This window comes from Ensifer sp. LC384, assembly GCF_001695865.1.
Lineage (GTDB): Bacteria > Pseudomonadota > Alphaproteobacteria > Rhizobiales > Rhizobiaceae > Ensifer.
Genome location: NZ_MBST01000013.1, coordinates 14,060 through 26,859, shown reverse-complemented (window position 1 = coordinate 26,859; position 12,800 = coordinate 14,060). Strand labels below are relative to the sequence as shown.

5 protein-coding genes are annotated in these 12,800 nt (G+C 62.5%); 3 read left to right on the top strand and 2 right to left on the bottom strand.

Annotated features, from left to right (window positions below):
* Window positions 1–26: 26 nt before the first annotated feature.
* Window positions 27–1,442: an aminotransferase class I/II-fold pyridoxal phosphate-dependent enzyme gene (locus BC363_RS12035; protein ID WP_065781328.1), complete on the bottom strand. Its 1,416-nt coding sequence runs from the start codon at window positions 1,440–1,442 to the stop codon at window positions 27–29.
* The gene (locus tag BC363_RS12030; RefSeq protein WP_065781327.1) at window positions 1,439–8,977 is read right to left on the bottom strand and encodes a type I polyketide synthase; all 7,539 of its coding nucleotides are present in this window, start codon (window positions 8,975–8,977) and stop codon (window positions 1,439–1,441) included. Before BC363_RS12030 ends, BC363_RS12035 begins: the two co-directional genes overlap by 4 nt.
* Before the next feature lie 405 nt (window positions 8,978–9,382).
* Here BC363_RS12030 and BC363_RS12025 point away from each other — a divergent pair, with 405 nt between their 5' ends.
* The 3 genes from BC363_RS12025 to pncB all read left to right on the top strand — a co-directional run bounded on the left by BC363_RS12025 (window position 9,383) and on the right by pncB (window position 12,688).
* Window positions 9,383–10,570, top strand: coding sequence for a polysaccharide biosynthesis/export family protein (locus tag BC363_RS12025; RefSeq protein ID WP_065781326.1), 1,188 nt, complete (start codon window positions 9,383–9,385; stop codon window positions 10,568–10,570).
* A gap of 182 nt (window positions 10,571–10,752) precedes the next feature.
* Window positions 10,753–11,352 (top strand): bifunctional nicotinamidase/pyrazinamidase, encoded by a 600-nt coding sequence (pncA, locus tag BC363_RS12020; protein ID WP_065781325.1) that lies wholly within the window; start codon window positions 10,753–10,755, stop codon window positions 11,350–11,352.
* A 31-nt stretch (window positions 11,353–11,383) separates the two neighbouring features.
* Window positions 11,384–12,688 carry a nicotinate phosphoribosyltransferase gene (pncB, locus tag BC363_RS12015; RefSeq protein ID WP_065781324.1) on the top strand — a complete coding sequence of 435 codons (1,305 nt, stop codon included), beginning with the start codon at window positions 11,384–11,386 and terminating at the stop codon, window positions 12,686–12,688.
* Window positions 12,689–12,800 lie beyond the last annotated feature (112 nt).

The following is a 12,800-nucleotide window of genomic DNA, read 5'->3' as shown; positions in this document are numbered from 1 at the left end:
CCCCGGAGGGCGCCTGCACTTCGTCCTCAGCGCGCCGAGAGCGCCTTCATCATCTGGTCGATATCGATGCCGCCGAGGCCGAAGTTGCGTTCGGTCAGATCCTTCAGGCGTTCCGCCGTCAGGGTCACCGTCTTGCGGATCTGCTCTTCGGTGTGGTCGCTGGTGATGAAGAAGCGCAACCGCGCCAGGCCTTCGGGAACGGCGGGGTGGATGATCGGCAGCGCATTGACGCCGGCGGCGAGCAGATCGTTGGACAGCTGCACCGCACGCAGGGAATCCCCAACCAGCACCGGCACCACCGAAAAACCGCTGCTGAGGCCCGTATCCAGACCCGCCTCCTTGGCGAGCTTGAGGAAGAGCGCGCCATTGCGTCTGAGGGCGGCCGTGCGCGACGGCTCGCGTGCAAGCACATCGAGGCTGCCGGCTGCCGAAGCGGCCAGAACCGGCGCAAGGCCGACGCTGTAGACGAAGCCTCCGGCAGACGCCTTGAGCACGGCCACGAGCGCTTCGCTGCCAGCAATGTATCCGCCGCAACTGGACGTCGTTTTCGAAAGCGTTCCCATCCAGATGTCGATCTCATTCGGATCGACGCCGAAGTGCTCGGCAAGGCCACGGCCATGTTTGCCGACGACCCCCAGCGAATGGGCTTCATCGACCATCAGCCAGAATCCGTACTCGGCCTTGAGCTTCAAAAGAGCCGGCAGGTCGGCGATGTCGCCGTCCATCGAGTAGATGCCCTCGACGATGACCAGGATACGGCGATAGTCGCCCGAGACCGTGCGCAGCACATGTTCCAGGTCGCTGGCGTCATTGTGCTTGAACAGCCGGCGCGTGGCGCCGGAGAGCTTGATGCCGGCAAGCGCGCTGTTGTGGATGAATTCGTCATGGACGACGAGATCCTTCGGTCCCATCAGGCAGCTGATGGCCGCGACATTGGTCAGATAGCCGCTGACGAAGCAGACGGCGGCATCGACGCCGTAGAAGCGCGCGATCTTTTCTTCCAGCTCCACATGGACGGGTCGCTCGCCGGCGACCAGACGGCTGGCCGAGGCGGATATCCCAAAGGTCTCGACGGTTTCCCGCGCCCTTGCCAGCACCTCCGCGTGCCGGTTGAGGCCGAGATAGTCGTAGGACGCGAAGTTGATCAGCTTGCGGCCGTCGATGATGGTGGTGGCGCCGGCCGCGGTCTGATGCGCGCGGTAGAACGGGTTGGCGATACCGAGCTGCTCGCTTGCGAACTTCTGGGTCAGAACCTGCTTGTACTCCGGCAGATCCTCGAAACGGGCCTGTTGCCGGCGGGCCGGCGGCGGCATCTCCCGCTCCGAACGCGCCATGCGGTTGCGCTCGGAGGATTGATGCGTGTTTCTCATCCGGTCCAGCAGGTTCTCCTTGAGGCTGCTGGTCATCTTGGATGAGCCGGGACCGTTTCCGTTCGTGCTCATTGGCTCTGTGCTTTTTCCTTTGCCGTGCCGACATGCCGTTGCGCCAGTTCGGTGACCAACTTGTCGTCGGCACCGTCGCTCTCTTCACCCTGGTCGCGCTTGCTGACCTTCTCATAGAGCTTACGGGCGACGTCGCCAACCGTCGTGTTGTCTGCGACGCCACTGAGCGGCATGTCGAAGCCGGTGTTCTGCTGGAAGCTCATTCCAAGCTCTACGGCCATCAGGCTGTCGAGGCCGATTTCCTTCAGCACCTTGCTGCGCGTGACCGTATCCTTCGAGACACGAAGGATGGCGGCAATTTCGCCGGCGACCAGATCGAAGAGAATATCCTCGGCTTCCTGCGCAGACTTGCCGTCGATCATCGCGACGAGGTCCATCTTGGTGCCTTCGCCGCCGGACGAATGCTGATCGGCGCTGCGCAGGATGACTTCGAAGAGCGCATTGCGGGCGACCGGCAGGTTGCGGGCAGCCGACCAGTCGATCTCTGAGATCATCACGACAGCAGCGTCGACCGTGCCGGGATCGCCGGCAAGGTGGCTCTCGACCATGTCGAGCGCCGTCTGCGCCTTCAGTGCCGTCTTGCCGATACGCTTGGCCAAGAGATCGTTGACGTCGGTGTTCTGTACTAGGTAGCCCTTGTCGGCGATCGCGCCGAACCCGACCGCAAGGCCGGCCAGTCCTTCCGCGCGCCGGGCACGGGCAAGACCCTCGAGATAACCGTTTGCCGCAACATAGTTTGCCTGGCCGGGATTGCCGACCAGCGTCGTTGCCGACGAGAACAGGATGAAGTTGTCGAGCGCGTCGCCGCGGGTCAACTGATCGAGGACAGCTGCACCCTTTGCCTTCGTGTCGATGACGGGCCGGTTGCGCTCGCGATTGAGGTTGCTGATCAGCGCGTCGTCGAGCACCATCGCTGCGTGGACGATGGAGCGCAGCGGTGCAATGGCCCGCAATTCCTTGAGCAGGCGATCCGCAGCGGTCGCGTCGGTGACGTCGCAGGCATGAACCGTCGCCGAGATGCCGGCCTTGGCCCAAAGCTCGATCATCGCCGTCGTTTCGGCGTCGGCAAGACCGCGGCGCGAGCAGAGCGCGATGTTTGTCGCACCCTTCTCGGCAAGCCAGTTGGCGGCAGCCAGACCAAAACCGCCGATGCCGCCGACGACAAGGTGCATGCCGTCGGGATCGACCTTGACGCCGCCGTGCGGCCGCGTTGCGACCTGGTGTTTGCCGGCGACCGGCGGCAGCACGACGATCTTGCCGATATGGCCCGCGTTCTGCATCAGGCGGAACGCATTGCCGATCTCATCGAAGTCGAAGGCGCGATATGGCAGCGGCGTCAGCTTGCCGTCCTCGAACAGGGCGCCGATCTCCGTGAAGATCCGCTTGGTCAGGGATGGAGCATTGACCAGCAACTGGTCCGCATCGATGCCGAAGTAGCTGACATTTCGGCGGAACGGCCTGAGGCCGATCTTGCTGTCGGCGTAGTAGTCGCGCTTGCCGAGTTCGAGGAAGCGGCCGAACGGTTTGACGAGCGCCAGGCTCTGCTCCATCGCCTCGGCGAAGAGCGAGTTCAGCACGAGATCGACGCCTTCGCCGTTCGTGACAGTGCGCACATCGTTGACGAAACCGAGCGAGCGCGAATCGAACACATGGTCGGCGCCGAGCATCGAAAGGAAGCGGCGCTTCTCGCGGGTGCCGGCCGTGGCGATGACTTTCGCGCCCTTCAGCTTGGCAACCTGCAGCGCTGCAAGGCCGACGCCGCCGGCCGCGCCATGAATGAGGATCGTTTCACCGGCCTGGATGCGGCCGAGTTCGACCATCGCGTAATAGGCCGTGAGGAATGCAACCGGCACGGTGGCAGCGGCAACCGGACTGACCGATTGCGGCAGCCTGGCGACGCCCGCGCGCGAAACGACGGCATGGGTAGAGAACGCCGCCGAGGCGATCGCCATGACGGCATCGCCGATCGAAAGATCGTCCACGCCTGCACCGACGGCAACGACGTGACCCGACAGTTCCATGCCGATCGTTGCACCGGCAAAGCCGTCTTCGAGTGCTTCTTCAGGCAGAAGACCCATTGCCCACATGACGTCGCGGAAGTTGAGGCCGGTGGCGGCAACCTTGACGACGACGTCGCCGGGGCCGGCGGGCGGCATGTTGCTTTCTTCCCAAACGATGCTGCCGACCTGGGAGGCGACGCGCTGGCGGATGGTGGCCGCCTCGAAGGACGCTGTCGAGCCATGGGCGCTGTCGGTCGGACCGGGAACCGCGCGGATTTCCGAAAGTGATCCGTTCGGGCCCTCCAGCAGCCATTCGCGGTTGGTGCCGGAAACGGCGAGCAATGGCAGCGACGCGGCAACCTTCTGCTCGGTGGACGTCAGGTCTGCGTCAAGATCCAGAGCAAGCACGTCGAGGAATTCGTACTCGTTCTGCAGCACGCGGGCGAAAGCCCAAAGGCCGGCATTGGTGCCGGAGCTTGCCGCTGTCGTACCCGACATACGGCCTGCAACCGGTGCCCCGCCCGGCGCGACAAGCACGAGCCTGGGACGTGCGTCGCCGTTTGGATCGGTGTCACCGACATGCTGTCGCAACACCTCGGCAACGGCGCTGAGCGCGAGAACCTGGGTCTGCAACGAGGCGGATTCGTCTGTCCGGCTCTTCGATGCAGACGACGACAGGAAGACGGCCCGAACGGGGCGATCGCGGAAGGCCCCAAGTGCATCGCGAAGCAAGGTCGTATCCGTCGCCGTATCACCCGTCAGGTCGACTGGGATGGCGCCGGCCGACAGTTGCTTTGCCTTGGACGCGCCGGCTTGCAGCAGAAGGTAGGAACCTGGCGCTGAGGCAGCAGAAGCGCCGACTTCGGCAGCAGCCGGCGCTTCCACGCCGCGCGCTTCAAGAACGATGACATTGCCGGATGCGCATTCGCGGTCGGTGACGTCAATCTCGCGAAGATCGAGATCGGCCAGACATTTCTGCCAGTGAGGAACGGCGGCGAGGTTGCCGATCGGGAATTCGGCTGTCTGGCTGCGGGCGAACCAACCGTCTGACAGCCCGAGCGCGAAATCGTTGAAGAGCGAGGGGGCGTCGACGGCGGCCACCAGGCCGCCGCTCCGGCGCAGGGTCGAGCGAAGCGCGGCGCGAACATCGATGTCGTCTTCGATCAGGCCATAGAGCCTGTCAGATGCACTGATGGCGAGGTCGAACAGCGCCTGTGTCGCAAGCTCACCCTTCTTGAGGACACGCACATGCGCATCGTTTTCGAAGGCGAGTTCAAGGCCGCGTTGAGCATTGTCGCGCGGCTCGACCACGCTGAGGCTTGCACTGTGTTTGGCAGCAAGCGTCGCTATGCGGCGCGTGAACCCGGCAGAAACGCTGCCAAGCTCGATAATGCGTAGGCGCGTTCCTGCCGGCTGCGCGCGTAGCGCGTTTTCGACCGCATCGAGAACGAGTGCCATACGCTGGCGGCTTGCCTGCGAATGCACAGCCTGATGGTCGAGCGTCGCATCGCTGATGAAACCGACATTGGCAACGGCCTCGGTATCACCACCGACAGGCGTAGCCAGAAGGACGTCGAGGCGCGCCAGCGCTTCGGCATAGGCGTTGTTGATCAGAACCGCTTCCACTGCGCGGTCGGGACGTTCGCCGTAGAGATCGCGCAGGATTTCGGGGACACTCGGCAGGCTGAATTCCTGGGCGACGACCCAGACGCCATCCTTGTGCTCGCAAAGGCCAGCATCTTCGAGAACGTAGAGGCAGCTCGCCAGGAAACACTGGAAGGCGAAATCGCCAGGCAGGCTGTCGCTGCGCACGATCGACCGTCCCTTGCCGAGCTTCAGCGCAATTTCCTGGCAGGCACGATAGATGGCGGCGTTGAACAGCAACGTCGTGTTGTCAACACCGGTATCGGCCGCCGATGCCACGCTGAGGGGCAGTGGCGTCCGAGCGACAGTCTCAGTTGTCGGCAGAAGCGTGTCGGAAAGAACCGTCTCGTAATGGAAGGAGAGAGCGTCCAGCGTCTTGTGCTTGCGCAGATAGGTGCGCCGGAAGCGGCAATCCTCGAAATGGGCGATCGGGTCGCCCGAGGTGTCGAAGAAATGGAATTTGGCCTTGATCGAATTGGCGCTGACACGTTCGATCTCGATCGTGGCGCGTGCGATCGGCTTGCGGGCATTGACGACACGCACGGAACCGAAGCGCACCGGAATATAGGGTGCGCCGCTCTTGTCGCCGGTAAAGCGGTCAAAAAGCGCGACCAAGCCATGGAATGTGGCGTCGACGGAGATCGGATTGAGGGCATAGGTGACGAGCGGATGTCCGGATTTGTCCGGGCTCTTCAGCTCGACGTCGACGATCCGGTCGTCATAGGCAACGGCTTTCGCGAGCAGCTGGAAACGCGGGCCATAGTCGAGACCGAACTGTCGTGCCGTGTCATATGCCTTCGCCGGAGCAACCGTTGCCGTCTTCTGCATGCCGGCAAAGGATGGCGGCTGGCGCTCTTCGCTCGGCAAGGGCTTGCGGGACCGGGCGACGGCGTGAACGGCCCAGTCGTCTTCGGACAGGCGTTCGCGCGAGCGGATCTCGATGTCGCCGGTTTCCGGCGACAGGATAGTCGACAGCTCCATGATGCGGCTGTCGCTCAGCTCCAGCGGGCGGACGATCTCCAGATTGGTGATCTCGACTTCGTCGGTTCCATAAAACTGCTGCGCGGCTGCGACGGCAATTTCGATGAAGCCGCTGCCCGGCAGGATGGCCTTGCCGTCGACGACATGCTCCGCCAGATCCGGGAAGAGGGGCGCATCGATGTGGTTCTTCCAGCTGCCGCTGTTCGGATCGCTGCGCCAGCCGGTGAGGCGATAGGGTTTGGCGGTACGACCGAAGAGATCCGTGGCGTCGGTCGTGGCGGCCGGCCGCAGTTCAACCGGCTCGAACGGCAGGCTCGGCAGCGAGATCGCCGCATTGCGCTTGCCGAAAACACGTGCCGTGTCGACGATCGCGCCGTGCGCGACGGCACGCGCCATGGCGGCCGAGATCGGATCCTGGCCAGTCTCTCCGACGTCTCTCAGCAGCGTCGGCACGACCATGCCCGGTGCGGCCGCCTGCTTGATCGTTTCCTTGACGTAGGAAGAGAGGATCGGACGCGGGGAAATCTCGACGAAGAGCCGGCAACCGAGTTCGATGGCCGCTTCTGCCGCCGCCTGGAAGCGAACCGGCTCGCGGACATTCTTCCACCAGTAGTCCGGGTCGAGCTGTGTGCCGTCAAGGGCCGCACCCGTCACTGTCGACAGATAGGTTACCTCCGCACGGCGGGGCGCGATGTCGGGAATGTCCGACAGGAATGCGTCCTTTGCCCGGTCGATGATCGGGTGATGGAAGGGATAGTTGATGTCGAGGATCTGAACCGGGATCTTCGCCTTGCGCGCCGCATCGCGGAAGGCGGAAATCTCATGGGCCGGGCCCGAGATCGTCACCGAATTGTGGGCGTTGACGGCTGCGACGCAAAGCTCATTGAGGCCACGTGCCTCGGCAAAGGCGCGCGCGGCGTCTTCGCCCAGCATCACGGCGGCCATCGTGCCGTGGTCTGCGAGCAGGTCCTGATGCAGCGACCGTTTCGCGACGATCGAGACGGCATCGACCATCGAGAGGGCACCGGCTGCATAGGCGGCGGCGATTTCGCCGACCGAATGACCGAAGACGGCGACCGGCTTGATGCCCATGGCGACCAGCGAATCGGAAAGGGCTGCCTGAACTGCGAACAGCAGCGGCTGGGCAATCTTGGTGTCGGACAGCTTCTTGTCGAGGTCGGGATCGGTCAGAAGCTCGGTCAGGGAGATGTCCGAATGGAACTTGAAGAGCGCGCTGACGGAGGTGAAACACTGCCGGAAATGGAGGTTCTCGCGGAACGCTTCCACGCCCATGCCTGCCCATTGCGAGCCGTTGCCCGAAAAGACGAAGGCAACCTTGGCATCTCTGGTGACGGCTTCGCCGACTTCGCCGATATCCGAGCCCGGCTTTTCCACATGGCTAGCGATCGCGCGGACGATGTCTTCGGGATGATCGCTGCGGGCTGCGAAACGATAGCGCATATGGGTGCGGTTGGCACCGGATGCTGCGACCATCGAGCGGATTTCACCCTTGGAAGCGTTGGCAAAACGCGTCTTGTAGTCCTTGAGCAGGGCTTCAAGGCTCGATGCGGTATGGGCGCTCGCGAGGAAGACGTGGCCTGACGACGGCGGATTGTTGATCTTGTCTTCGGAAACCGGCTCCGGATCGCTGATGACCACGTGGGCGTTGGCGCCGCCGAACCCGAACGAGTTGATGCCGGCGAGGCGCGCCCGCTTGCCGCGCAGCAGTTCGATAGGGCTGGCCGTTACGCGCACGTTTAGACCGTCGAAATCGATATGTTCGTTCGGCGTGTCGAAGTGCAGCGATGCCGGCAGGTAGTTGTTCTCGAGCGCCAGAATCGCCTTCATCATGCCGAAGAGGCCCGAGGCAGGCTCGGTGTGGCCGATATTCGACTTGATCGAGCCGATCGGAACCGGCGCCCGGCGATTGGCGCCGATGACCGTGCCGATGGACCAGACTTCCGCCGGGTCGCCGACCTTGGTGCCGGTGCCGTGACCTTCGACGAAGGCGACCTGGTTGGCATCGATGCCGTTGCCTTCGTAGATCGCCCGCAGCAGGTTTGCCTGGGCTTCGCGCGACGGCAGGGAGATGCCGTTGGTCCGGCCGGCCGAGTTGACGCCGGTCGCGACGATGCGCGCATAGCTCCGGTCTTTTTCCCGCCGTGCCCGGTCCGAGCGGCGCAATACGAACACGACGCCGCCTTCGGCGCGCACATAGCCTGCGCCATCGTTGTCGTAGGCGCGGCAGAGCCCTTCGGGCGACAGCATGCGCGCCTGCGCAAAGCCGACGAACGGGAGGGGATGGGCGAGAATATTGACGCCGCCGACGATTGCTGTGTCGATTTCGCCGGCGTTGAGTGCCCGCATCGCCTGATCGAGCGCGACGAGCGAGGACGAACAGGCGGTATCGACCGTCATGCTCGGGCCGCTCAGGCCGAAGATGTGCGAAATGCGGTTGGAGACGATCGACAGGGTGTTGCCGGTCATGAAGTAGGGGCCGGCCGCCGCCGGATCCTCGACCGTCAGGTTGGCGTGGTCGAGGCTGGATGCGCCGATATAGACGCCGACATTCTCGCCGTGCAGCGAGGTCGTCGAGATATTGGCGTCTTCAAGCGCGCGCCAGGCGAGCTGCAGGAGCACGCGCTGCTGCGGATCCATATACATGGCTTCGCGCTGCGACATGCCGAACACGGCCGGGTCGAAATCATACAGCTGATCGAGCACACCGGCGGCGAAGGAATAGGTCTTGCCCTGCGTGCCCATGACCGGGTGCCAGAAACGCGCGACGTCCCAGCGATCGGATGGGATGCTGGTGACTGTGCACTTGCCCTGACGAAGAAGTTTGAACAACGCCGAAGGCGATTCTGCTCCAGGGGCGAGGCATGCACGCCCAATAATCTCAACAGCCATATATGATCGAACGCTCTAAACTGACGTTAAAGTTGCATCTGCGATTGCGGTTCCAGGCGGAAAACGCAATCGCCAATCATCTCGCCCCAGGGTTATCCCCACGTATATTCGTTCCGCCTCATTAGGCAGCTTTTAACTTAAAGTACCTAGCTTTCAAGTCCAAAGGCCTAACATATACATGCCTAGAACCTTCATCCAAGACAAATCGGGCTTCAAACCCGTCAAGGTGTAGGAGGTATGACCGGAAAGGCGCAGGGCCAATTATTTTGCTTGTCTTCGTCTGCAAGTGACTTGTTGTGAGACGGCTATTGTGCTTTTCAGAGACCGGCGGATTCCCGGCCGGGAGATCATGCGGCGCAGAACTGTGAATAGAATCATAGCTGTGTCGAATTCGGAGTGTCGTAGTTGAAACGTGTAGCTGCCCTTCTGCTTTCTACCGCGCTTGCGGGGTGTCAGGCTGTTCCGGGCGAGGGGCCGCTGGCCGGAGCCATTGTAGCGGATGCTGGTCAATCCGGCGCCGAGATCGGTCGAAAGAACGCCACCGTATTTGATATCGTCGATGTGAACGGCCAGTCTGCGCGCCTTGTGTCCGACTATGTGTCGTCGACGCTCAACCGTCGGTTCGGTATTGGCGGCGGCGTCGGCCGGGTGGTCATCGGTGTCGGCGACGCGCTGAAAGTATCGATTTTCGAGGCCGGCAGCGACGGTCTCTTCTCGACGCAGGACTCCAAGCAGACCAGCATCGATCTCGTCGTCCAGCCGGACGGCAAGGCAGCCATTCCCTATGTCGGTGCGGTTCGATTTGCCGGCCTGACGCTGGAGCAGGCACGCCAGGAGATCCTGGAAGCGCTGAAGCAGAAAGCGGTCGAGCCTGATGTCATCGTCACGAGCATGAGCACCGCTTCGCGCAACGTCACCGTTTCGGGCGCCGTCGGCAAATCCTCGGTCGTCCCGCTCAGCCTCGTCGACGAGACGATCAACGAGGTCATCGCCAAGGCTGGCGGCCCCGTGGCGCAGCCCTACGAGACCTATGTCACGCTGGTGCGCGGCAAGAAGACCGGCACGGTCCTCCTCAAGTCCATCATCGAGAACCCGTCTGAAAACATCCATGTGAAGCCGGGCGACCAGATCTTCGTAGCGCGCGATCCGCGCCGCTTCACGATTCTCGGCGCCGTCAAGGCCAACCAGCGCGTCGAGTTCGGCGCCAACGATCTCAATCTGCTGGAAGCCATGGGGCTTGCCGGCGGCGGCGCCGACTATACGCTCGACATGAAGGGCTACTTCATCTTCCGTTACGAAGAGCCGGATGTGGTCATGAGCCTTCTCGGTCAGCAGCGCTTCAACGAGATGTTGCACAAGGGCATGAAGACCGACAGCCAGGGCCGCTATCCGATCGTCTACCGCTTCGACATGAGCAAGCCGGACAGCCTGATCGTCGGCCAGACCTTCCCGGTCAAGAATCGCGACGTGATCTACGCGTCGCGTCATCCGTCCGTCGATTTCGGGAAGTTCCTCAACTTTGTCGCCCAGCCGGTCGGTATTGCCAATTCCGGCTTCTCGATCGCCGACAACATCAACAGCCTCGGCAACTGATCCGTTCGAGGCTCCAGTTCATAGAGGGCGTCGACCGTGGTCGGCGCCCTTTTTCTATAGCCATAGAGGATCGTGCCGGGGAGCGTTCGAAGCGGGTTGCCGTCGCTCAAATTCTGTGATTGATCTTGGACTTAAATCGATTTTGGTGATCGATAGCGATTGGTCCGGTCGAGGGGAAAGCGATGGCTGCTGAGGCGTTGATCGTCATTGACGTGCAAAACGATTTCTGCCCGGGCGGAGCGCTAGCCGTTTCTGGAGGCGATGAGATCGTGCCTGTGGTCAACGATCTGATCCGGAAGTTCGACCATGTGATCCTGACGCAGGATTGGCATCCGGCCGGCCATTCCAGCTTCGCATCCGTCCATCCGGGCAAAGCGCCGTTCGAAACGGTAGCGATGTCCTATGGCGAGCAGACACTTTGGCCGGACCATTGTGTGCAGGGCAGCACAGGCGCAGATTTTCACCCGTCGCTGGAATGGACACGCGCCGAACTGGTGATCCGCAAGGGCTTCCGCACCGGTATCGACAGCTATTCCGCCTTCTTCGAGAATGATCGCCGCACGCCGACCGGGCTTGCCGGCTACCTCAGGGACCGTGGCATAGAGAGCGTTATCTTGTGCGGTCTGGCCACGGATTTCTGCGTTGCCTATTCAGCGCTCGACGCCGTCGCGCAGGGGTTTTCCACCTCGGTCGTGCTTGATGCCTGTCGGGGTATCGATCTCAACGGCTCGCTCTCCGCGATGATCGTGCGTATGCGGCAAGCCGGCGTGCGGATGGTTTAGCCCTGCGCCCCTAGGAGGAGCAATTCCCGAAATGACCAAGACCGATATCGCCAGGCGCGTCTACAACCACACCTGGAAGCTCGACCCGATCGTGCGCAGCCTGCTCGACACGGATTTCTACAAGCTCTTGATGCTGCAGATGATCTGGCAGCTCTATCCGGATGTGGATGCGACCTTCTCGCTGATCAACCGCACCAAGACTGTGCGCCTCGCCGACGAGATCGACGAGCATGAACTGCGCGAGCAGCTCGATCATGCCCGCGAGCTGCGGTTCTCCAAGAAGGAAATGATCTGGCTTGCCGGTAACTCGTTCTACGGCCGCAAGCAGATCTTCTCGCCGGAGTTTCTGGCCTGGCTCGCGAAATTCCGCCTGCCGGATTACGAGCTGTCTCGACGCGACGGCCAGTTCGAGCTGACCTTCCGCGGACGCTGGGCCGAGACCACCATGTGGGAGATCCCGGCACTCGCGATCATCAACGAGCTGCGCTCGCGTTCGGCCATGAAGGGGCTCGGCCCGTTCACGCTCGATGTGCTCTATGCCCGTGCCAAGGCGAAGATGTGGTCGAAGGTCGAACGCCTTCGGCAATATCCCAACCTGCGGATCTCGGACTTCGGCACCCGTCGGCGCCACAGCTTCCTGTGGCAGCGTTGGTGCGTCGAGGCGTTGAAGGAAGGCATCGGCGCGTCCTTCTCCGGTTCCAGCAACGTGCTTCTGGCGATGGATACGGACCTGGAAGCGCTCGGGACCAACGCGCATGAACTGCCAATGGTGGCAGCAGCGCTCGCCCGCAACGACGCCGAGCTTGCGGCGGCGCCCTACAAGGTGCTGCAGGACTGGAACCAGCTCTACGGCGGCAACCTCTTGATCGTGCTTCCCGATTCTTTCGGCACGGCGGCCTTCCTGCGCAACGCGCCGGCCTGGGTGGCGGACTGGACCGGGTTCCGCCCGGACAGCGCCCCGCCGATCGAAGGCGGCGAAAAGATCATCGCCTGGTGGAAGAAGATGGGGCGCGACCCGCGGGAAAAGCTGCTCATCTTCTCCGATGGCCTCGATGTCGAAACGATCATCGAAACCTACCGGCATTTCGAAGGGCGCGTGCGCATGAGCTTTGGTTGGGGAACGAACCTTACCAACGACTTCGCCGATTGCGCACCGACGGAGATCAAGGGCCTCAATCCGATATCGATCGTCTGCAAGGTCAGCGACGCGGATGGCCGGCCGGCGGTCAAACTGTCGGATAACCCGCGCAAGGCGACGGGCGATGCCGCCGAGGTCCAGCGTTATCTGAAGTTCTTTGGAAGCGAGGATTTCGTCGAGCAGGCCGTCAAGGTCTGATGGCAGACGACTGGACAAAAAGAAACCGGCGTGAGCCGGTTTCAAAAGGGGATTTAAGCGTTGCGATTGTCCATCATCGCGATGTCAAATCTAGGGGGCCGAATCTTAAGGT